This window comes from Neobacillus bataviensis (assembly GCF_019969725.1).
In genome coordinates this window covers 158,316-181,412 of record NZ_JAHXYW010000003.1, presented here as the reverse complement: position 1 = coordinate 181,412, position 23,097 = coordinate 158,316, and the positions used below count along the sequence as shown (strand labels likewise).

At 37.3% G+C, this 23,097-nt stretch carries 23 protein-coding genes; 11 read left to right on the top strand and 12 right to left on the bottom strand.

Going from position 1 to position 23,097, the window contains the following annotated elements; all coding sequences use genetic code 11:
- Positions 1-372 precede the first annotated feature (372 nt).
- From LC455_RS09285 to LC455_RS09275, 3 genes are all read right to left on the bottom strand, one after another.
- Positions 373-1,263, bottom strand: a complete 891-nt coding sequence (locus LC455_RS09285; protein WP_223590129.1) for an alpha/beta hydrolase — start codon at positions 1,261-1,263, stop codon at positions 373-375.
- Between the two features lie 142 nt (positions 1,264-1,405).
- Complete coding sequence (locus tag LC455_RS09280; RefSeq protein WP_223590127.1) at positions 1,406-1,804, bottom strand: hypothetical protein; 399 nt, start codon at positions 1,802-1,804, stop codon at positions 1,406-1,408.
- A gap of 96 nt (positions 1,805-1,900) precedes the next feature.
- A complete protein-coding gene (locus LC455_RS09275) occupies positions 1,901-2,098 on the bottom strand; it encodes a hypothetical protein (RefSeq protein ID WP_223590126.1) in 198 nt (65 codons plus the stop codon).
- Between the two features lie 214 nt (positions 2,099-2,312).
- Between LC455_RS09275 and LC455_RS09270 the strand changes: the two genes are divergently transcribed.
- On the top strand, positions 2,313-2,678 hold the full coding sequence (locus LC455_RS09270) for a c-type cytochrome (protein ID WP_223590125.1): 366 nt from the start codon (positions 2,313-2,315) through the stop codon (positions 2,676-2,678).
- Between the two features lie 135 nt (positions 2,679-2,813).
- A complete protein-coding gene (locus LC455_RS09265) occupies positions 2,814-3,308 on the top strand; it encodes a GNAT family N-acetyltransferase (RefSeq protein ID WP_223590124.1) in 495 nt (164 codons plus the stop codon).
- A 115-nt stretch (positions 3,309-3,423) separates the two neighbouring features.
- Here LC455_RS09265 and LC455_RS09260 read toward each other — a convergent pair whose 3' ends face one another.
- Entirely contained in the window at positions 3,424-4,101 is a 678-nt protein-coding gene (locus LC455_RS09260) for an SOS response-associated peptidase (protein WP_223590123.1), read from the bottom strand.
- A 192-nt stretch (positions 4,102-4,293) separates the two neighbouring features.
- Here LC455_RS09260 and LC455_RS31670 point away from each other — a divergent pair, with 192 nt between their 5' ends.
- Positions 4,294-5,844 (top strand): ATP-binding protein, encoded by a 1,551-nt coding sequence (locus tag LC455_RS31670; protein WP_223590121.1) that lies wholly within the window; start codon positions 4,294-4,296, stop codon positions 5,842-5,844.
- A 52-nt stretch (positions 5,845-5,896) separates the two neighbouring features.
- Here the strand turns inward: LC455_RS31670 and treR are convergent, their stop codons facing one another.
- The 3 genes from treR to treP all read right to left on the bottom strand — a co-directional run bounded on the left by treR (position 5,897) and on the right by treP (position 9,790).
- Entirely contained in the window at positions 5,897-6,610 is a 714-nt protein-coding gene (gene treR, locus LC455_RS09250; protein ID WP_223590119.1) for a trehalose operon repressor, read from the bottom strand.
- A 14-nt stretch (positions 6,611-6,624) separates the two neighbouring features.
- Positions 6,625-8,292 carry an alpha,alpha-phosphotrehalase gene (treC, locus tag LC455_RS09245; protein WP_223590117.1) on the bottom strand — a complete coding sequence of 556 codons (1,668 nt, stop codon included), beginning with the start codon at positions 8,290-8,292 and terminating at the stop codon, positions 6,625-6,627.
- 73 nt (positions 8,293-8,365) lie between these two features.
- Positions 8,366-9,790 (bottom strand): PTS system trehalose-specific EIIBC component, encoded by a 1,425-nt coding sequence (gene treP, locus LC455_RS09240; RefSeq protein ID WP_223590115.1) that lies wholly within the window; start codon positions 9,788-9,790, stop codon positions 8,366-8,368.
- 430 nt (positions 9,791-10,220) lie between these two features.
- Between treP and LC455_RS09235 the strand changes: the two genes are divergently transcribed.
- Positions 10,221-10,772 carry a GNAT family N-acetyltransferase gene (locus LC455_RS09235; protein ID WP_223590113.1) on the top strand — a complete coding sequence of 184 codons (552 nt, stop codon included), beginning with the start codon at positions 10,221-10,223 and terminating at the stop codon, positions 10,770-10,772.
- 142 nt (positions 10,773-10,914) lie between these two features.
- Positions 10,915-11,325: a VOC family protein gene (locus LC455_RS09230; protein ID WP_223590111.1), complete on the top strand. Its 411-nt coding sequence runs from the start codon at positions 10,915-10,917 to the stop codon at positions 11,323-11,325.
- A 65-nt stretch (positions 11,326-11,390) separates the two neighbouring features.
- Here LC455_RS09230 and LC455_RS09225 read toward each other — a convergent pair whose 3' ends face one another.
- Positions 11,391-11,786: a thiol-disulfide oxidoreductase DCC family protein gene (locus tag LC455_RS09225; protein WP_223590109.1), complete on the bottom strand. Its 396-nt coding sequence runs from the start codon at positions 11,784-11,786 to the stop codon at positions 11,391-11,393.
- A 147-nt stretch (positions 11,787-11,933) separates the two neighbouring features.
- Between LC455_RS09225 and LC455_RS09220 the strand changes: the two genes are divergently transcribed.
- Both LC455_RS09220 and LC455_RS09215 read left to right on the top strand, forming a co-directional pair.
- Positions 11,934-13,007, top strand: coding sequence for an NAD(P)H-dependent flavin oxidoreductase (locus LC455_RS09220; protein ID WP_223590107.1), 1,074 nt, complete (start codon positions 11,934-11,936; stop codon positions 13,005-13,007).
- 40 nt (positions 13,008-13,047) lie between these two features.
- The gene (locus LC455_RS09215) at positions 13,048-13,695 is read left to right on the top strand and encodes a phosphatase PAP2 family protein (protein WP_223590105.1); all 648 of its coding nucleotides are present in this window, start codon (positions 13,048-13,050) and stop codon (positions 13,693-13,695) included.
- A gap of 94 nt (positions 13,696-13,789) precedes the next feature.
- Here LC455_RS09215 and LC455_RS09210 read toward each other — a convergent pair whose 3' ends face one another.
- From LC455_RS09210 to LC455_RS09195, 4 genes are all read right to left on the bottom strand, one after another.
- The gene (locus tag LC455_RS09210) at positions 13,790-14,458 is read right to left on the bottom strand and encodes a DUF2642 domain-containing protein (protein ID WP_223590103.1); all 669 of its coding nucleotides are present in this window, start codon (positions 14,456-14,458) and stop codon (positions 13,790-13,792) included.
- A 189-nt stretch (positions 14,459-14,647) separates the two neighbouring features.
- Positions 14,648-15,838, bottom strand: coding sequence for a hypothetical protein (locus tag LC455_RS09205; protein WP_223590101.1), 1,191 nt, complete (start codon positions 15,836-15,838; stop codon positions 14,648-14,650).
- Between the two features lie 66 nt (positions 15,839-15,904).
- Positions 15,905-16,453 (bottom strand): hypothetical protein, encoded by a 549-nt coding sequence (locus tag LC455_RS09200; protein WP_223590099.1) that lies wholly within the window; start codon positions 16,451-16,453, stop codon positions 15,905-15,907.
- 149 nt (positions 16,454-16,602) lie between these two features.
- Complete coding sequence (locus LC455_RS09195) at positions 16,603-17,676, bottom strand: CotH kinase family protein (RefSeq protein ID WP_223590098.1); 1,074 nt, start codon at positions 17,674-17,676, stop codon at positions 16,603-16,605.
- Positions 17,677-18,046: 370 nt separating this feature from the next.
- Between LC455_RS09195 and LC455_RS32070 the strand changes: the two genes are divergently transcribed.
- The 4 genes from LC455_RS32070 (at position 18,047) to LC455_RS09175 (ending at position 23,087) form a co-directional block, all read left to right on the top strand.
- Entirely contained in the window at positions 18,047-18,811 is a 765-nt protein-coding gene (locus LC455_RS32070; protein ID WP_263297736.1) for a hypothetical protein, read from the top strand.
- Positions 18,812-19,124: 313 nt separating this feature from the next.
- Positions 19,125-20,483, top strand: a complete 1,359-nt coding sequence (locus LC455_RS09185) for an arsenic transporter (RefSeq protein ID WP_223590096.1) — start codon at positions 19,125-19,127, stop codon at positions 20,481-20,483.
- 595 nt (positions 20,484-21,078) lie between these two features.
- Positions 21,079-21,582: a hypothetical protein gene (locus LC455_RS09180; RefSeq protein WP_223590094.1), complete on the top strand. Its 504-nt coding sequence runs from the start codon at positions 21,079-21,081 to the stop codon at positions 21,580-21,582.
- 29 nt (positions 21,583-21,611) lie between these two features.
- Complete coding sequence (locus tag LC455_RS09175) at positions 21,612-23,087, top strand: pyruvate kinase (protein ID WP_223590092.1); 1,476 nt, start codon at positions 21,612-21,614, stop codon at positions 23,085-23,087.
- Positions 23,088-23,097 lie beyond the last annotated feature (10 nt).

Below are 23,097 nucleotides of genomic sequence, written 5' to 3'. Positions count from 1 at the left end.
TCCGCAATTACTACTTATTTTTTAAAATTTACGACACTTGCTGGATAATAGCTGGAAATCCTTTCGAACCTCCAAAACTTATGACGTATTTTTAGCAACTTACAACCTATATTCCCTTAATTAATACTTATTTTTTTAAAATTCACGACACTTTCTGGATAATAACTGGAAATCCTTTCGAACCTCCAAAACTTATGACGTATTTTTAGCAATTTACGACCTATATTCCCGTAATTACTACTTATTTTTAAAAATTTACGACATTTTCTGGATATTAACTGGAAATTCAACTTAAGATCTAATACTTAGCTTACAACTTATACGACAAAAAAATAGAACGCTTCGGAATAAGTCCAAGCGTTCCATTTAAAACTAGCCCAATTGATTAACAACAAATTCGCCGATTTCATCGATCGATTGCTGGCCTTCAGGAATTTGGAAGGTTTGGAAGACATGCCACATATCATCCCAAACTTTAAAGTTGACTTCGACTCCCGCAGCACGGGCACGGTCAACAAGGCGGGCCGAATCGCTTAATAGGATTTCATCATTTCCGACATGGACCAGCATTTGAGGCAGACCAGATAAATCAGCATAAATTGGTGAAACAAGTGGGTGACGACGATCCAAATCACCGATATATAAAGCCGGGACTACACGTGATGAATTAGGAGATAGCCAAGGGTCAACAGCTGCACGAGTATCCATGGATTCTCCAGTACCTTCCAAATCAGTCCAAGGTGACAGAAGAACAGCCAAGGCTGGCAATTTATCTCCCTCGGCCTTTAACGTTAACAGTGTTGATAAGGTTAGACCGCCGCCAGCTGAATCTCCGCCAATGACGATTTGTTCGGGTGAAATACCAGAAGAAATTAAAGAGCGATACACTTTAACCGCATCCTCAACCGCTGCTGGGAAAGGATTTTCTGGTGCAAGTCGATATTCTGGGACTAAAACACGAGCAGCAGTAGACCTTGAAAGCTTAGAAGCTAAAAAACGATGAGTGTTACAGCTTCCCATGATGTAGGCGCCGCCATGAAGGTAAAGGAATACACGATCAAGAGCAGCATTTGGAGCCACTACCCATTCCGCCGGAATTCCTTCGATTTCTGTTTTTTCTACGCTAATATCGGATGCAACCGGTGTTAAACCAGATAAAGCCTCCAATCCATTTCTAGCTGCTTCAAGATTAAATTCTGCCGATTGGTTGGACGAAAAAGACTTTAAATATTGCCGAACTAACAAACTTTCTTGACTTGCCATTTCCTAATTACCCCTTTCAAAAGGTATGTAAGTGTTTACATATATGTATTTCTCCATCATTCTTGAAAATCCTCCAATATTTAACACCAATGAAAAAAGAACCTACAGATCAAAGATGTAGGTTCCTCTTTAGAGATAAAATTTATTTTGGTGTTAACGGCTTAACAGAAATCGCAGGGGTATTAGTAGTAATAATACACCCATCCAACTGATCGGCTTTTAAAAAACCTAGATTAAGAGCAGCTTTGATTTTCACATCATCCGGTTTTTTCACAACTTGGATGAGGTCATTCATCTTTAATTCTTCTAATCTTTTAATTGTTTCCACTTCATGATATTTTTCCGTTTTCCGAATTTGCCTTTGCAGCTTATAGCCGCTAATGGTGATTTCGCCTTTATGGTCAATGCCAACTAAATGATTAAAATAACTTTGAAAAGCTTCTTTTAATGCATTCATTTCGAGCTCGATTTCTTTTTTCTGTTTATTGAGTTCGTAATACCTGACTAACATCTCACCTGTAATCAAGGATTGTTTAACCAAAATCCTCGCCTCCCTACGAACGTATATTCTATTTTATGTTCAGTTCTGGAGGATATGACATTTTTGGGGAGGTGAGGATTTATTTTTAAATTTACCTTATTGGTTTTTCGATTCCACCATATTTTCCGCCGAATCATTTGCTGCTTTTGCGGGTTCAGCAAGGGTATTGGCAGTGATTTGGTCGGTAGTATTTAAAGAATCATCTTTAGCTGCCAAGCTGTAAGTATGCAAACTATTAATTTGGTCTGCAGCCTCTAGAGGTGCTTCTTCGTGAGCTGGTTTGCTGTCAGTCATATTTTCATCTCCATTTTCATTGGTTTAGGTTTCATATATTAACATCCCCATTTCAAAGGAAAATATAGGCATTTCATCCCGGTATCATCGGTAAGATTTATGTCCATTTTTTACTAAACGCATAGGAATAATTGTACAGCTTTTACAATAATATGGATTTAGGAATTGCCGCTTTTTTGCAATTCTAAGAATCTATAAGAATAGAGGTGGAGGCTTGAAAAAGATTTTTGGGTTTGCCATTTTTTTTATTCTTTTGATTGGTATCATGAGCGCTTGCGGCAAAGATGACAGCGATAGCGCGAAGGAACCAGCGAAAGAAGCTGTAAAACAGGAAGAGAGTAAGCCGGCGGCTGCTTTAGCAGGGGATGAAATTTTTCAAAAAAGCTGTATAACCTGCCATAGTTCCGGCGACATTACAGGTGGTCAAAAAGTACTGGATGCAAACAGAATCCATGCTGATTTTAAAACGAAGGAAGATCTACAAGCTTTCGTTTCAAAGAATATGCCAAAATCAGCCCCCGCTTCATTATCGAAAGAAGAATATGATGCTGTAGTAAGTTACTTATGGGATCAAAAATAATGATACTTAAGTTGTGGTATAGTCCGGACAAAGTTCGGACTATTTTGATTTATTTTACAAAATCACAACAATCTATCTTTCAATTTGATATACTATCAAATTGAAAGATATGCTTTTTAAGGAGGGGAATAGGGGATGGAACAATCCATTTCGAAGGGGTTAACCCGTTTAGAATTTTATCAAACTGAGAATCTGCATTTGTTGGAAAATTATTATTTGTCTCAGGAACAGTCCAGATTCACTGCACATCCAATAGATGCCATTCGCGCATGTGAAAATGATGAAGAGCGTGTTCCCACATTGATTCTTTATAAAGATAAGATTGCAGGTTTTTTCGTCCTCCATGGTTGGAATGGGGTGAAGGATTATTCAGATAATAAGCAGGCTCTGTTATTGAGAGCTTATTCAGTGGATTCATCCTTTCAAGGTAAAGGAATTGCTCAGAGTTCTTTAGAATTATTGCCGGCATTCGTGAAAGAGCATTTTCCAGGGAAAAATGAAATTATCCTTGCTGTTAACCAAATAAATACCATCGCTCAGCATGTCTATAAAAAATCCGGATTTATTGATGAAGGAATACGAGCTATGGGCCGGCAGGGGCCGATGTACATTTTGCACATGAAATTATAAAAAAAAAGAAAGTGGCGCAGCCACTTTCCAAAGAAGGAAAACTTTTATGGGTAATACATCATATGAACAAGCATGGACTTGCATGTAGTGAACATGTCCATTTTTAAAAAAATTTTTAACAAATTTTTTGTATAAGATCAATGCTGTTATTTTTAGGAGAATTAACTTGTGAGGAAACCTCATACGCCTCCATAAGATTTTGATCAAACGGCACTAGGAATTGATTTAAAAAGTTAGGATCGGAAATAGTGGGATTGAGCCAGGTATTTTCATCCTCAGGCTTTAAAATCACCGGCATCCGATCATGAATATCTGCCATTAAATCATTGGGAGTGGTGGTGATAACAGAGCAGGAGAAAATAGCTTTACCCTCTGGTGATTTCCATTGCTCCCAAAGGCCTGCCATCGCGAACAATTCCTCAGATTTAAGTTTAATTCGCATCGGGGTCTTCGTTTTATCTTCATGACGCTTCCATTCATAAAAGCTATCGGCGATAATTAAACAGCGTTTCTTCTTAAAAGCATTTCTGAAACTTGGCTTTTCAGCTAAGGTTTCAGCTCGAGCATTAATCATTTTATTGGCAATGGACATGTCTTTTGCCCAGGGTGGAATCAACCCCCATTTTAAAAATCCCATTCGGTTTGAAGTTCCATCATTAATGACCGCCAAGACGGACTGGGAGGGGGCAATATTATAGCTGGGCGAAAATAATTCTTCTTCTAAAAAAGAATCGATCAAAAACCTTTCAATAATTTCCTCGACACTTGCTGTTAATGTGAACCGGCCGCACATACTCATCCCCCCATAACTAATTACAATTATTTTACCTAAATAAGGATGCTTTTTTCAAAATTTATATAGTACTAGGAAAATTTAACCTATTAATTTTCTGAATATTTTGGTAAAATTATTTAGAAATACTAAATAATTCAATTTGTTTTAAGGCATTAGAAAATTTGTAATAAAAGAAAGGGTATTGTGATTGTGAATGAAACGTATCAAGAGCAGGTAGATACTAAGAATCATTTAAGCCAACTAGCATCTGTAGGACAAATTGCTGCTGGTATAGCCCATGAAGTTCGAAATCCATTAACGGCAGTAAAGGGTTTTTTACAACTCCTTGAACATGAGAACAAACCAGATTATATCAATATTGCACAAACAGAATTGGATAATGCTTTAACAACTTTAAATAATCTTCTCCAAGTTTCTAAGCCGGATCAGGAGGAAGAAGAAAAGCAATCTTTTCACCTTGCAGTAGAGCTTGAGTCCATCCTTAATTTATTTCAAGACAAATTATACCATATTCAAGTAGTCACTCAATTTAAAGACACGGACAATTCGATTTATGGGAAGAAGAATCAATTTAAAAAAGCTTTCTTCAATCTGATAAAAAATGCCATTGAATCAATTGAGGGGAAGGGCAACTTAACGATCTGCCATTTTGCAGCTCATGATGAACTTATAGTCAGTATTGAAGATTCCGGAGTTGGAATCCCAACAGAAAAATTGTCATTACTTGGTACTCCTTTTTATACCACAAAGGATCACGGAACAGGTATGGGATTAACTCAAGTGTTTTCTGTGGTCTATCAGCATGGAGGGAAAATCAATATTGACAGCGAGGAAAAAAAGGGGACAACCTTTACAATACGATTGCCCAAACAATTTAACTTACAAAAAAGAGGTGTGAAAAGGTTGGAGCTTGATGTGGAAGAAAGTAGTACGTTAAAGGATTTTTTTGTCGCTAATCGAGCAAAATTTGAAAATTGTTTATTAAATGAAGCTATTAATGTGAGAGATAAAATTGAAGAAATACATACATTGGGTAATATCAATCTTTTAAATAATGCACATAAACTAGCCATGTTTGTTGTTGAAGGACGCGAGCATGAATTAATCTCCTTTGCCAAACAGGAAGGTGTGGCATGGTCAAGGTATTCTTTAACAATTGCTTTTAAGCTCGAGTGGGTTCAAGCCATTCGAAGAACATTATGGGATTTCCTTTATAATTACAAAGCAGGCACCAATTCCATGTCGGATTTAGAGGAATTCTTCACGCTTGAAAAAAATATTAATCAAATGATTGATCAGTTTCTAAACTATTTTTTCATCAGTTATACAAAATATAAAGATGAACTGCTAGAATCGCAAAGAAAATTAGTAGAAAATCTCTCTGTTCCGATCATCCCAATCTCTTCTAATATTTGCATTTTACCGCTAATCGGACAGATTGATAGCTACCGTGTTTCAACAATTGAAGACAAAGCCATTTCAGAGATAGGAAATTCACATATCCAAACACTCATCATCGATTTTTCGGGTGTTGCTCAGATGGAGTCCGAAGTCGCTCGTTCATTAATGAATCTTATTAATGGCATAGCGATGATGGGGTGTAAAACGGTCGTAACCGGTTTACGTGGAGAAATAGTCAAGATGTTAATTCATTTGGGCATAAATTTGGACCAGGTAGCGGATTTCAAAGGGACACTACAATTCGCTTTGAAAGATTATCTGGCAGGGAACAATGCCTAAAAAAATATGAAAAAGGAGATCCCTTTTTAAATATTAGGGGTCTCCTTATGAGTTACCGTGATCTCCGCGCAAAGTCAACAAAGCGGAATTTATCAGGACGGTGCCTTGATTCTGTGTATTGAAAAAGGCTTGCATCATCTAAATAGACATAGTTTTTGATTACAACGATATTATGAAAGCCCTCCAAATCCAGAAGTGTCCGATCCTCGTTGGTAGGCTCTTCCACGACAATTTCTTTTCTGGCAAAACTGATGGTCATGTTTAAGTCGTTTTCAAGATACTGATAAATCGAATCCGCACAAATTTCCTCAGTTAAATGGGGTACATATTTTTTACCTAAGAAGTCTTTATCTAAAATAATTTTTTCTCCGCCCATTTCCCGCGTTCTAACTACTTTCCAAACTAGGTCCTTGCTTGAAAGGTGAAGTTGCTGCCGAATATAGGCTTCGGGTTTGATTAAGGAAAACTCATTCACAATCGTTTTTGGTTTTCGGCCCATTTTTTGTGCCAGCTCTTTAAAGCTGACCAAGCCCGAAACGGGAAAATCAAACTTCGAAAGATCAATCACAATCGAACCTTTGCCTCTAACTTTTTGAATATAGCCATTTTGCGACAACAAATTCAACGCTTTTCTAATCGTTTCCCTGGAGGTATGGAATTGTTCGGATAATTCATTCTCAGAAGGGAGGAGCGTCTGCGGTGGAATTTCGCCGCTCTTTATTTGCTCGACAATGGTGTTATAAATGGTTAGATACTTGTTCGTCATGTTGACCTCTCCGTTCATTTTTTCAGGTAATACACAAGCGACTCATATGGCCGCAGCTGGATTTCCCTTTTTAATGAAGGGGAATCTGTATAGTTTGAGATTAACATTTCACTAATATAATCATCAAGATGCAAATGGGCAGGGAGGGTGATCAATTTTTCGTTCCCATAAAAATTGTTTATGACCAGTAATTTTTCCGGCCCGTTTTCCCTTACGTAAGCAAATATTTCTTCATCACGATCTAAAATTAACTCGAAATTGCCGTCCGTGATCACATCATATTCTTTCCTTAAGTGAATTAGCTTTTGATAGTGATAGAAGATGGAAGTCGGATCCTGAAGTGCGTTCTCAGCATTAATCTCTTGATAATTGGCTGCTGTTTCAATCCAAGGAGTTCCCGCCGTAAAACCTGCATGAAAACTAGCATTCCACTGAACAGGAGTTCTAGAGTTATCCCGGGATTTTTGCTTAAGGACTTCAATAATTTCTTGTTCATCCAGGCCTTCATTTTTCTTGATGTTAAAAATATTTATCGATTCAACATCGCGGTATTCGTCAATCGAATCAAAGTCTGGGTTTGTCATTCCGAATTCTTCCCCTTGATAAATATAAGGGGTTCCTTGCATCATATGCAAAGCCGTTGCCAGCATTTTGGCCGACTCTTTGTGATATTTTTTGTCATCACCGAAACGGGATACTACACGAGGCTGGTCATGGTTGCACCAGAAAAGGGCATTCCAGCCGCCGCCTTCATTCATTTCCAGCTGCCACTTGGAAAGAATTTGCTTTAAAGCCTGAAAGTCAAATTCCGCCTTCGTCCATTTATCCCCATTCGGATAGTCTACTTTTAAATGGTGGAAACTAAAAATCATGTTTAATTCTTCACGATTAGGGTTGGTATACCCAATACAGTTATCAATGGACGTTGACGACATTTCACCAACGGTCATGATATCGTATTTTGAAAAAACCTTTTCATTCATTTCATGAAGAAACTCATGAATCCGCGGGCCATCGGTATAAAATTTGCGTCCGTCACTTTCATCCTGAGGAAATTGCTGGTCCTTGGAAATAAGATTTATCACATCAAGCCGGAAGCCGTCGACACCTTTTTTTAGCCAAAAATGCATCATATCATATAAAGCAGTACGGACTTGCTCGTTTTCCCAGTTTAAATCCGCTTGTGTGACATCGAATAAATGAAGGTAATATTGCCCCGTTACCTTATCATATTCCCAAGCAGAACCGCCAAATTTTGATTCCCAATTTGTCGGAGGCCCGCCATTTTCACCATCCTTCCAAATATAAAAGTCCCTGTAGGGGTTATCCTTGGAGGATCTTGCTTGTTTAAACCATTCATGTTCGGTTGACGTATGGTTGATGACAATATCCATAATGATTTTAAGCCCACGTTTATGAGCTTCTTCGAGCAGCCGATCAACATCTTCCATAGTTCCATACTCTTCGTGAATGCGGTAGTAATCACTTATATCATAACCGTTATCACGCTGTGGAGATTGATAAATAGGGGTAAGCCAAAGTACATCGACACCGAGATTTTTTAAATAGTCGAGTTTTTCGATAATACCCTGGATATCCCCTGTACCATTTCCTGATGTATCATAAAAACTTTTTGGATAGATTTGATATACCACTGCATTCTTCCACCATGATGTTGCCAATTCAAACACCCACCTAAAATTTTTTTATTCTAATGTCAAAAAGGAGGGAGTCCGTCTCCCTCCTAATGGAGTTTTATTTTTTTACAGAAAACTTTTTAACACCTGTTTTTGCAAAGATGTTCGTTAAGATGAATGGAACCACAATCGCAATCAGCATACAAATTGCAAACATTGCCATATGTTTAGGCTGGATTGATAAAATACCAGGCAAACCGCCGACACCAATTGAGTTAGCCATTACACCGCTGGCTACAGATACAACACCCGCAATCATGGAACCAATCATTGCAGCAAGGAATGGGAAGCCGTATTTTAAGTTGATACCGAACATCGCAGGCTCTGTTACACCTAAGTAACAAGAGATCGCGGCTGGAATGGATACTTGCTTTTCTTCCTCATTTTTACGATTAATAAAGATCATCGCAAGAACGGCTGAGCCTTGAGCGATATTTGAGAGGGCAATCATTGGCCATAGGTTTGTTCCGCCAAGTTCACTCATCAATTGAAGGTCAATCGCATTTGTCATATGGTGTAAACCTGTAATTACAAGAGGAGCATAGGCAAAACCAAAGATTGCGGCGAATAACCAGCCAAATGCTGAAGTTAAGCTAGAATATACAACATGAGAAATGCCAGAACCGATAGACCAGCCGATAGGGCCTAGAATCGTGTGAGCAATTAATACAGTTGGAACTAACGCAAAGAACGGTACAACAATCATAGAGATTGAGTTTGGAACAATTTTACGCAATTTTGTTTCCAAGAAGCCTAATACTAATCCGGCTAAAATAGCAGGAATTACTTGTGCTTGATATCCAATCATTTTAATGTGGGCAAAACCAAAATCCCATGTTGGAATTTCTTTTGCACCGGCAACGGCATAAGCATTTAATAATTGCGGTGATACTAGGGTAATACCAAGAACAATACCCAGGATTTGAGACGCACCCATTTTCTTCGCAACTGACCAAGTGATTCCAACTGGAAGGAAGTGAAATATTGCTTCACCGATTAGCCATAGGAAAGAGTGAACACCGGCCCAGAACTGGGATACTTCAATAATGGTCTTCGTGCCGTTATCCAATAATTTGATGTCACCGATTACATTTCGGAAACCAAGGATTAAACCTCCGACTACAAGGGCAGGGATTAATGGGGTGAAAATTTCCGCTAAATGACCCATCATACGCTGAATCCAGTTTTGATTTTGCTTAGCTGCTTTTTTGGCTTCTTCTTTTGAAGTTCCGTCTACACCAGCTATTTTGACAAATTCGTTGTAAAAGCTTGAGACTTCATTTCCAATGATTACTTGGAATTGGCCTGCTTGGGTAAATGTGCCTTTTACCAGTCCAATTGACTCAATTTCTTTCACATCTGCTTTGCTAGGATCATTGAGTACAAACCGCATTCTTGTAACGCAATGGGTGACGGCTGCTATGTTTTCTTTACCGCCAATGTGTTTCAATAAATCTTTTGAAGGATCTGTGTACTTTGCCATTTGACTTCCCCCTGGTGAATGGGAATAACCCAATTCAAATTATTTTTTATATAGATATATATACCGGTTTTGAATGCCTTTTCAAATGGAGATTTAGCAACCTGTATATACAAGTTTTGATGACGTTTTCATTCTAACTTGTATATACAAGTTTGTCAACGAATTATTTTTAATAAAAAAATAACAATTAAGCCTTTTGAACCACTTTTACTCTTTACAGCTTTGAAGTGTTGAAAGAATATTAAGAAAATGGTAAAATAAAGATGTTTAAATTCTTCTGAGTTTAGACCTCCTAATGTGGGAGCTTAGCCTTGACCACTAAGTTCTCGTTGGAACCTTTGACTTTTGTTCAAAGGTTTTTTTTTGCTCCCAGGGATTTTTGGTAAAATTAGCAATAACGCTTTATTCATTTATTGGAGGAATGCCACCTGTGAAATTCAAATCGATTCATCAGTGGGATGAGAAGATATGGGAAATGGTCAGTCCTATCTATCATCAAGCATTTGCTGAGAAGGGCGCTAAACCTGAAAAAATTATCCGTAATATGTTTCGGAAAGAAATGTGCTTTTTACATATGGGTTTTGTCGGTGACCAAGTTGTATCGATGGCGTTGACTGGAAAGCTGAAGGGTACCCAAGCCCTGCTGATTGATTATTTAGCTGTACAACAGGATTTTCAAAACCAAGGGTATGGTTTGAAAACGATTAAACATATTAAGGAATGGTCAATTACCTCGGAATCCTTCGATAGTTTGGTCATTGAAGTGGAATCAGAGGCAACACCCGAGAATTTGGCAAGAATCCATTTTTGGCAAAAGTGCGGCTTTATTCTAACGGATTACATCCATCACTACATTTGGGTTCCGGAGCCGTACCAAGCGATGTTTTTGAAGTTATGGAATGATGCTGAAATACATTCAGATGGGAAGCTGCTTTTTAAATGTATAAGCCAATTTCATAAAGCTTCATATCAGGGTTCTTAGCAAGAATTTATGTATAGAAAAATTGGCAATTAGAAAAAATAGTATTTTGTTGACTTGAAACATTTGTTCTGACAACAAAGGAATTTTACTTACATTGATCGAATGATAAAAGTGGTATTAATTTTTTAGAGGAGTGTTCAATTTGAAGGGACAAGCTACACCGTATTTGATGTTTGATGGCAATGCAAAAGAAGCATTAGAGTATTATCGAGAAGTATTTGGCGGAGAAGTATTAAACCTGCAAACGTATGGCGAAGCAGATTACCCGACACCACCTGAGGCAGCGGACCGAATTATTCACGCACAATTTAAAAAAGACGATTTATTTTTAATGGCTTCCGATGCTTTTCCAGGTAATCCCGTGACAGTCGGAAGTAATATCTCATTGGCAATTGAATTAGAGAGCGAAGAAGAAATTCAAAAAATTTATAACGCACTAAGCGAAAAAGGTACCGTATTTATGGAATTGCAGGATACTTTTTGGGGTGCAAAATATGCAAAAGTAAAAGATGCATTCGGAATCATTTGGGACTTGAATCATCCGAAATCTTAATAACGAAATGTAAAGCAAAAAAGAAATGCCATTCGCTCTTGAATGACATTTCTTTTTTTAAATGGTCAATCCAAAAATCTGTCTTTCCATTCCGGCAAAGGGAGCAGGCAGCTTTCTTTTTTACCAAACCATTTATAACGATTATTGGCGATGACCTCATAGACGAAATCTCTGAAGGGCTTAGGGATGACTATAAAGAGTGAAAATAATCGCCAAGCACCTCTCAACTTCATACAAACTCTTAATGCAGCAGTCGACTTTAGATATGGTTTATTGTTCTCGATGAGTACAAAGCTATTCATAGCGGTATTTAAGCCGTATTGTTTCAGAAGCTTTTGACCGGTTTCACCTTGGAGCGAGGCAAATTTAAAGGATCTATTGATATCTCGTTTTAAAATAAAATGCACGCTATTATTACAAAGATTACAGACCCCATCAAATAAAACAATCCGTTCCACCATTTCACCAACTTCATCTCAGATGGCTCCATCATATCACAATATCATACTAGTCCTGAATGAATTTATTCTTGCTACACGTATAAACAATGATAAAATTTAATTAGGGAAATATTAGCAATAAAATCAAATCAGGGGGGGCAGAAATTCTTGTGGGAAAATAATTTTTCGAGATTGCTAAAGATTAAATATCCAATTATTCAAGCGCCGATGGCAGGGGGAATCACGTCCTCGAAGTTAGTGGCAGCCGTTTCTAACTCAGGCGCCCTAGGAATGATTGGCGCTGGCTATATGAGTCCTGAACAAGTCCGACTTCAGATAAAGGAAGTTCAGCAGTTAACTGATAAACCATTCGGGGTAAATATATTCGTACCTGCAAAATATGAAGCAGATAAAGAAAGAATGCATAACGCCAAAACCTTATTACAGCCAATATTGGAAGAACTAGGTGTTGAGGATACAGTAGTACTTCCAAGCTTTGAGGAAGATTTACAAAGTTTTCATGAACAACTAAAAGTTATTTTGGATGAAAATGTGCCAATTTGTTCCTTTACTTTTGGCATTCCACCGCTTGATCAGATTAACAAACTTAAGGAAAACGGGGTCGTCTTAATCGGAACAGCCACAACAGTATCAGAAGCCCATATCAATGAAAAAGCAGGGATGGATGCTATTGTCGTCCAGGGAACAGAAGCAGGGGGGCATCGCGGGACCTTTCATACTGAAAATAAACATAGCTTAATTGGCTTAATGTCATTACTCCCGCAGGTGGCAGATCTAATTAGCATTCCGATTATTGCCGCTGGCGGAATCATGGACGGAAGAGGATTGATTGCTGCGAAATCCCTTGGTGCCCTTGGGGTCCAAATGGGTTCTGCTTTTCTTGTTTGCGAAGAGAGCAGTGCAAACCAAATTCATAAAGAAGCGATTATCCAAGCAACAGAAGAACAAATTGTAGTTACCAAAGCCTTTTCAGGAAAAATGGCTAGAGGGGTAAACAATCGCTTCATTGAAAAATTCTCCAGTTTTGAAGAGGGATTGCCAGACTATCCAATACAAAACGAATTAACTAAAGCGATAAGAAAAATCTCAAGCGCAAAGGGAAATCCCGAAAATATGTCCCTTTGGGCTGGTCAAAGCCCGAGACTGGCCCGGAAATTACGTGCTAGTGACCTGATCAATCAAATCGTAAAAGAGGCGGAAATCGTACGCTCAAAACTATAAATCGGTTAAAAAAACTTCATATTTTGGGGGTGACGACAGCGTGAAAATTCATTTGAAGAAAGCACCCTACTTGCTTTTCTTGTTGGTAATTCCGCTTCTTGCCAAAATATATCAATTATTAAATCTCGGTGCACAAAAGGGAGTGGACCTTTCAACACCCATTGATCATGCAATTCCGTTCGTATCGATTTTTATCATTCCGTACATTTTATGGTATGGATACATCTTTTGTTATTTAGTCTATTTTTGTTTTAAGGATACCAAGGTATATCTCAAAACCCTAATATTAATCGTTGTTGCGGAGTCTATCTGCTTCATTATTTATTTCTTTTTCCAAACAACCGTACCGAGGCCCAGCCTTGAAGGGGATGATCTATTAACGAGTATGGTTCAATGGATCTATAAGAAGGACCGTCCCTATAATTGTTTCCCAAGTATACATGTCCTTACCACATTTGCGGTAATGCTTGCTTCACTTCATATAAAAAATAAACATCTGATAAACAATTTATGTATTCATGTAACAGGGGGGGTGATTATCATCTCGACCTTGTTTGTCAAGCAGCATGTTATTTTTGACATGATTGGCTCTATGTATCTGGTTTCCTTTTTATTTGGAATATCCTTTGAACGCTTATATTTACGTGTTCCCAATAAGTCCGAGACCGTATATGTGGAAAACAAATAAAATTCCTTTAAAAAGAGTGTCGTTTTAGACACTCTATTTTAGTTATTGAATTAAGAAGCTTGTTTCATTCATTGCCAAAAAGAATTGGAGGATTCTATGTCATATGAACCGTTTTTATATGCTGAAGATTCACATAAACTGGGTCTTCTTTTGCGCTAATTAATTCAACAAAATTATTCTTGATTCCTTGGATTTTTCCTATTACATTCTCATTTTCACCAATATTGAATACAATCAGCTCTCCCGTTAATTTTTCAATTTGGACTTCAAACGATCTGGCAAAGGTTAGGTTGCTAGGGTTTACTGGAAGATTAGCATTGCTCAATCCATAAGGTCGTTGATTGTTTGTATATGGAATCAACCACTTTAGATGGTTAAGGGAAATAAACATCGTTTTATAAATGGGGGAGTAGAAAACAAAATAGTTATTCATAATGCTAATAATATAACCATGGAGTGCTTGTTTACTAGTAACATAAATTTCTGTGAAAATACCCTTTGCTGCTGTTAAGGTTTTTCTTAATGAAATTTCTTCATTATGATTGTATATTGGCGTCAAATCGTCATTCAGGTTAATTTCATCTATTTCATCCTGTTTCAAAAATTGCCAGTTTTGACAATGAATGGTTGGGATGTAAAGATAATCATATCCATTGAAAACAACCCATAGATCACTGCCGATATCACAGAGTATTCCGCTTATAAATTTCTTTCCGGAGATTTCTAGTTTAATATATTTACCGATATTGTCTTTTAAATTCATCAACTCACATCCTTTCCTCTAAATTTCAATTTACAAAAAGAGCTGGGTTGAAACGGATTTGCGATGATTTGAAAATATTTCATACCCAACTTTATTTTGTAAATATCTTAGGATGTTTAAAGGTTCAGTGAAATTGTAGTGATTTTTGGGATATTTCATAAATGGTTTCATAAGCTATGAATCTGCGAGTTAGAATCTTGTCTTATTGCTTCTATTTGGCCATCCGGAGAAGAATGAAGTTCTTTCCATTTCCCTTGGTGTTACAGGTTCACCTGAAAAACGGAAACCTCTGACTGGCTGTTCCACTTTTCTTGTTTCATCCTTTTTATTCTGAGCAGGTTCATTCCTTTTCTCTTCTGCAGCCTGTTTAGGTATAGTAACGATTTCTTTAGATTTATAAACTGGTGCAATAGGTTCTTGTTTTTGCGTCACCTGAACTTCTTTTGCTTCTGTTACAACTTTTGGTTCTGTTACTACTTTTGCTTCTGTTACAACTTTTGGTTCTGTTACTACTTTTTGAGGTGCAGGTTTTTCTTCTTTGATATGCGTGTTTTTGTTCTCGACTGCTCGCTGTTTTTCATGCTTTTGGATGTTTTCCACTGCTCGTTGTCTTTCTTGCTTTTGGATGTTTTGAACTTGTTCTTCTTTATGCTTTCTCATTTCATTGTTGATTTTTTGAGTTGTAACCTCATTTAACTTTTTAGTAACATTCTTAATGGATTGAGACCAAACTTTTGTTTGTTGTTCTTTTTCTTCCGAGATAACTTTTACGATTTCTTCGGATTTTTTCTCTGCTTTGCTTTCATTGGATGAAGAGGCCACTGGTTGTTTGGAAGATTCGGTGGAAGCCACTTGTGCAGTTACTTGTGCGGTTACTTTCGCGTTCTTTTCCTTTTTATTATCTTCTGCTTTTATATTATCCTGTTTTTCAGATTGATTGGAGCTGGAGTTTTCATTTTCTTGGATAAAACCTTTTAAAATATTTGAAATATGGGTTAACTTAATTAAAATCCTTTCTTCACCACTAATCAATGTAGCATAATCAGAATTAACATGGCTCAATATACCGTTAAAGGACCGCTTGTTTAAGCACAAAATTGTTACCCAGGATTGTTTCAATGAATTCAATACTTCCGTTAAGCTTTGTGTTTTTAAGAATTCAGTTTCTGTATCTTCGCCTTGAAATTGTTTAGTATTCTTCGTGATTGCTTGAACCTGATCGAGACTATAATAAAAGATGTAGTTGTTTTCACTTTCTAAAATGACATGATCGGGTTCGACTCCAATAAGTTTTCCTTTATATACTTCTTCACCTACATATAGATTTACGTTGAAGCCTAGTAATAAATCTAATGTAGACGAGAAATTTTCTGTACCCATTAAATAATCCTCCTTTTATAATGTTGTCGCTTCTCCTTCGAGAAGCGACAAAGATGTTATCTTTTTTTATTTTGCATACTGGCTTTTTGAGGATTCAGACTTTACGACACGTTGTTTTGATTGTTGTTTATCAGAAGAAGACATTTTTTCTTGGCTGCTTTGGTTATCTGATGCTTCTTCCTCCACCTTTTCAATTTTTAATCCATAACTGATATTACGGATATGGAACATGGAAAGGCGAACGATTTCCTCTTTATTGATTAAGGAAACAAAATCATGATTAATATCGCTTAGGACACCTTCTAATTTCTCTGGACCGCCGCGGTTGATTTTGACCCATTGGAACTTTAAGGCATCTAACAGGCCTTGGAAGCTGTCTGCTTGTTTAAACGTGAAGCCTTCAGGCACCTCAATATTAAATTCTAACTGTTCCTTTGCATTCTCCGTCACACTTTTAATATGATGAGTGTTGTAGTAAACGACACCTTCATCTTCTGTGAGAAGAACTAAGTGATCCTCATAAACATCCATTAACTTTCCGATTCTAGATTCTGGACCACCCCGGTCAATTTTAATTATTTTCCCGACCAAAGACTTCATCATGTCTTTATTCATAAAAGTTTTTTCCTCCTTTAAATTAAATAAACATTTACACTACATCAATATGTATCACGGTGTGTTGTTGTACTAAACAAGTAGCCTTTTTTTATCGATTTTGAAAAAAATAGGCAAAAAAAAGTATATGATATTTAACCATATACTTTTTACTTAATAAAAGTTGTTAATTCATTTCTAATGTAATCATTTCTTTTTTGAATAAAATCAAAAATGACCTCTTTTTCTTCATCTATTTTGTCTGGAGTTGAAGTAATGTATGGGTCTAAACTCATATAGGGTTTTATTGTCTCAAAAAGCTCATTAATAATGGGTTCTTGTACTTTAGAATTAAAGTGCTGTTCCAAAATATTGGAAAGGATGTCCTTATATTTTCTCTTAAAAGATGTGAGGTGCAGCAGCCTTGCTGTGAGAGTGTTATATCCAGTAAACGGAACGTAATCATATTCCATCAAGCGACCGCGAATATTTCTTCCCCAAGTCCCATCATGATCCCATGGGCTAATTTCATATAATTGAGTTTTACCATTTTTATATAATGCATAATTATGGATAAAACCATCATAGTTTTGAGTACAAACAACTCCAGCAACCCATTTTAGATATTGATTGATGTCCAATACTTTTGGGACTTCTTTTTCAAATTCCTCATGACTTAAAGTGTTAATCATAGCAATAAATTGTTCTAATTCCTCTAGATCCTCTGTATTTCCAAATTTTATAGTATATCCCTGGCTCAAACGGGTTTTCAGTTCCTTTTTTTTGGTTAGTAATGAGAAATTGGCCCGATTATTGGTTGCATAAATGATTGGTCCTTCTGGTAATTTCCTTTTTTCTAGGAGATATTGGTCAAACGATTCAATCTCTAGGTATATGCCTTTACAATATCCGTTAACATAAAGGAGCACATGCTTTGAATGTGGAGCAATAACACCTATGCGGTCAAATAAATCAAAAGAAAGTTTATTTCTGCTCATCGTTACATCAATGAATTCTGCATTTAGGATTATTTCATGTGCACCATCGACAATAGTTGGCTTTTCAAATACGATTCGATAAGATTTTTTTTTCTTATCTCTTATGACATTACCTCTATAGGAAATTTTTACTGAGTAGCGATTTTCTCCTATCTTTAAATCTGCTGGGACTAAGTCATCATTCCAAATGTCCTTATTCAATTTCCTTAACCATTTAGGATTGATATAAAGTTCATATTTTAACACTTGAATTCTCCTAAACAATATTTTTTTTAGATATATGCAGTTTACTCACCGTATGTGTTTAAAAACTTAAAAAATATCGGGTTAAAATTATATGTTTGTCTATGGCAAATGCGCTAATTCTACATAAATTGGAATAGAAAATAAATTTATTTAGAAAGTGGTGGCAAAATGGTTTTAAAAATTGATATTTCAGACTTACTTTCTCAAGCAAAACAAAACGACGTAGTTGGCTTTATGGATAACAATCCTACAAGTAAAAGAAGTAATAATGACTGCAGGGCTCAAATGAGTTCTTCAAGTTCCTCCAGTAGTTCATCTAGCAGCAGAGGAAGAAGTACAGGTACTGGCTCAGGAAGCGGATCTGGCAGCCGTGGAAGCAGCAGCAGTAGCCGTGGAAGCAGCAGTAGTAGAGGTAAAAAAGGTAAACATGGCAGCAGCGGAAGCTCTGGCAGCCGTGGAAGCAGCAGCCATGGAAGCAGCAGCCATGGAAGCAGCAGCCATGGAAGCAGCAGCCGCGGAAGCAGCAGCAGTAGCCGTGGAAGCAGTAGCCGTGGAAGCAGAAGCCGCGGAAGCAGCAGCCATGGAAGCAGCAGCCGCGGAAGCAGCAGCCGCGGAAGCAGAAGCCGCGGAAGCAGCAGCCATGGAAGCAGAAGCCGCGGAAGCAGCAGCAGTAGCCGTGGAAGCAGCAGTAGTAGAGGTAAAAAAGGTAAACATGGCAGCTCTGGCAGCTCTGGCAGCAGCGGTTCAAGCAGCAGGGGTTCAAGCAGCAGGGGTTCAAGCAGCAGGGGTTCAAGCAGCAGGGGTTCAAGCAGCAGGGGTTCAAGCAGCAGGGGTTCAAGCAGCAGAGGGTCAAGCAGCGGTTCCGGCAGTGGCTCTGGCAGTAGAGGTAAAAGACATGGCAGCTCTGGCAGCAGCGGTTCCGGCAGTAGCGGTTCTGGCAGCGGTTCAAGCAGCAGGGGTTCAAGCAGCAGAGGTTCAAGCAGCAGAGGGTCAAGCAGCGGTTCCGGCAGTGGCTCTGGCAGTAGAGGTAAAAGACATGGAAGCTCTGGCAGCAGAGGTTCCGGCAGTGGTTCCGGCAGCTAAAAGAGCAGCAGGGATTAAGGTAAGTAGCAATATTCAATTTCACAAGCCATAAAAGTAGACGCCGATACTGATCATCAGTATCGGCTATTTATTTGTTATAAATTTCCAAGAACTAAATAAATTCTAATTTTCATCTTATTTATCGTACATAAGCCTAGTAATCTACCATAGTGATATTCGCCTATATAGAAAAAAATAGGTAAAAATCTATATGAATTTTTATAGATTAATGCTGATTTATTCCTTATCCGAGATATTCGTTTAGGTCAAGCCTCACAATGGGGACGTAATATAAAGCAAAGGACAAGAAATGAAGAAACGGAAAATTAAGATCGAAACTCTTTGAAGGGAGTAAATTAATTTTTATGTACCATCAATCGACGGTTCTCATTACCATATTTGCTTTTATACTAACAATGGTCATGATCTTTATCCGTCCAAAAAACATGAACGAAGCAATTCCAGCAACGATAGGAGCCATCCTTGTTTTTTTAAGTGGAAGCGTTTCGATAGGAGATTTACTAGATATCAGCTCGAAGGTAACCGGAGCAGCGATTACCATTATCGCGACTATTGTTATGGCAATTGTACTTGAAAGCTTTGGCTTTTTTAACTGGACTGCAGCTCTTATGTTGAAATTATCAAAAGGGAAAGGTATTCGCTTATATTGGCTTACCTTACTGCTCTGTTTTCTAATGACACTTTTCTTTAATAATGATGGAAGTATATTAATAACAACACCAATATTAATTTTAATATTAAATAATTTGGGATTGAAAAATAAACAAAAAATACCATTCCTGTTGAGCGGAGCGTTAATTGCAACAGCATCAAGCGCACCGATTGGTGTCAGTAATATTGTGAATCTAATTGCCCTAAAAATTATTGGAATGGACCTATATATCCAAACAGAAATGATGTTTGTCCCAGGGGTAATTGGATTACTTTTTCTTTCCTTATTATTGTTCCTAGTATTCAAGAAAGACATTCCCCGTGAGATCGGGCACCATTCCTACTGTATCCCTTTACAAAAAAACCGGCGATACCACCCATTGCAGAATAATAGAGAAGATTTATTTAATCAACAACAAAAGCTCATGATTAGAATGCTGATCTTTGTATTTTTTGTAAGAATTAGTTTATTTGCCGCATCCTTTGTTGGCATATCGGTATCCTTGGTCGCCGTACTCGGCTCAATCATTTTATTAATCTGGAGATGGGTAAATTTAAAGACCAATCCTAAGGACGTCGTCAAAAAGATTCCTTGGCATATTTTGATATTTGCTTTTAGCATGTATGTTATCATTTTTGGTTTACACAATATTGGCCTTTCAAGCTTTCTAATAAACCATTTAAAACCATTAGTCAACGGCAGCTTATTGCATGCCAGTTTAACCATGGGATTGATAACAGCACTTCTTTCCAACATCTTTAACAATCACCCCGCATTAATGATCTCAACCTTGGCGTTAACGGATATGGGATTAAGCCCGCTCCTAATAAAAACTGTTTACCTCGCGAATATAATTGGCAGTGATGTCGGCTCGCTGATTCTACCAATTGGAACTTTAGCAACGCTAATTTGGATGCATATCCTTAAGAAAAATAAGATTAGAATAACCTGGATGGAATATATTAAAGTGACAATCCTGGTTATTCCGCTAACGTTGGTCTTTACGCTCATCTGCTTGTATTTATGGTTATTGCTCGTCTTTGTACCATAATTTTTGCCAGGATTCATCGAGGGATGAGTCCTTTTAATTTTTATTTTTAGCATCAATTTGTTATCGGAGGTCCATACTATGGCCAAATGAAAAATCGAGAACGATGGAATTTCGGAGGAGTTCATTTTGATTGGCCTACCGGTATCGCTTGGAATCACCTTAATCCTTTGTTTATTTTTCTTCTTTCAACATAAAGCATTGTCCTTTTTACAAAACTCAATCGTTTATATGGTCCTAGCCATGGCTGCAACCAATTATAATACGATAATGGCAATGAATTTGGATAAGATTGAATCAACCCAAGATCCATTTTTATTTATCGCTTTTCTCTTATATCGGGACATCTTGATTCCTATAATTGTGCTCCTATTTGTTAATTCATTCTTAAATGTGGGAGATACATACAAAAAGAGTTTTTCTTTTTTATTCTTTTTATTGCTCTTAAATGGACTTGAATTTTTGTTCATTTTTTTCAAGATCATTCGATATACGCATTGGACTCATCTTGATGGTTTTATTGTTCAATGTTTTTATCTTCTTATAGGATTAGTTCTCGCGAGACTTGTTTTATATGCTCAAAAAAGGAGCAAAGACCATGAAGGTGGTATATGATACATCCTTTGATTGGAATGAATGGTTTGTTATTGTCAGTATAATTGGTTTAAATGTGATCATTTTCGTTTTACCGAAAGTTTTTCCATTAATAGAAGGGATAGCCTATTATCTATTTGGGATTTTCTTTGTTACCTTTTTTGATCATACCACCAGCGTCAGCCCCTGGGATCTATATGATGTGAATGATAAATCCAGTTATGAGGTAATGGATTTTTTTACTTATGTCATGAACGGCCCATATAGTTATTTTTTTGTATATTTTTACAAAAGGTTAAGAATCAAAGGATTTTATATAATTATGTATATCTTCATTTGGTCTGGTTTTTCCGTCTTAATTGAATGGGTCGGTCTAAAAATCGGACTCTATCATTATGAAAAGGGTTACAAAATGTATTGGTCCTTTACAATTTATATGATAGTACAAACTATTCTTCTCATTTACTTTTCACTTTCTTCAACCACGAATAATAAAATAAATGGATAATTCAGTGATAACAAGGAAGTGAATAGAGTGTGGTTAATGTCTCAATTAACCAACCAGAACTATCTCAAAAAGTTTTAAATCTTTATCATCAAGTGATTCAAGAAAGTGAACAGGCATTAGAAAAGTTCTCATTGGAGGATGGGCAGCAAAATCGGGATAACTTGCTTGCCTTTTTAGCGCTTCGAAAACATCATTTACGTGAATTGTATATACCGTTAGCGGCAGAAGGGCTTACACCTTTGGAATTTTCCAATTTGCACGTTTTATTTACGATGGAAAAAATATTAAACCACTTTAATGTCAAAACAGCACCACCTGCCAGACTCTCTATTCCCACACCGATTGATGCAAAACAAAATTCAGAAAGAAAATCTGAAGAACTTTTTGGAAAAAGGGAGAAGCAGCTTCATTCTGCAATCATGGTTACTTTAGATGCCAAAATGATTTACGAGCCTGAATTGATGAAAGAATTATTATTGAACGGAATGGATATTGCCAGAATTAACTGTGCACACAATCATCAAGGGATTTGGAAACAAATCATCGAAGGATTGCGAGATGCGGAAAAAAAGTTAAAGGACGAGGGGATTTATGATCATCGCACTTGCAAAATTTACATGGACATGGCAGGTCCAAAAGTGCGAATTGGAAAGCTTCAGCAGGTTGAAATATCCGTCATAAAAGGCGACATTTTACGTTTATACCTTGACCCAGAAAAGCTAGGGCACCCGGCTTCGGCTGATGGTCCTGCTGGTGTTCCCGTTACACTTGAAAAAGCGTTTCGTAATGTCAGATTAAAGGATCGGATATTTATCGATGATGGTAAAATCAAGGGAGTCGTCCAGCACATTACATCGAATTACATTGAAATTAACATTCAATCACCGGCGACTAAACCGCTTCGAATAAAGGAAGGAAAGGGGGTAAATTTGCCTGATTCACTTCCAAGCTTAAACGTTCCCGCTTTAACGGAAAAGGACCTTAATGATTTACCTTTTATTATCGGGCATGCCGACATTGTGGGAATTTCATTTGTTCATTCTCCTCTTGATTTGGAAAAACTTCGTGAGGCAATGAAAAGATATGATGGAATGCATCTCGCGGTTGTGGCAAAAATCGAAACAAAGGACGCTGTTCACCAGACAGCTAGAATTATCCTTGAGGGCTTAAAGTTTAAAAGCTTTGGCATTATGATCGCAAGAGGGGATTTAGCTGTAGAAGTAGGACCGGAAAACTTGGCTATTGTTCAGGATGAAATCCTGAAAATTTGTTCTGCCGCTTATATCCCAGCCATTTGGGCAACTGGTGTTTTAGAAAAATTAACAAAAACAGGTATTCCATCTCGTGCAGAAATGACCGATGCTTCATATGGAAAGCAAGCTGCTTGTATCATGCTAAACAAAGGTCCTTATATAATTGAGTCCTTAAAAATGCTTAGAAATATACTGCAAACAGAACAAAGTTTTTCACCAAGGACATACTCAAATACTCACCAAATTTTATAGTAGAAAAAGA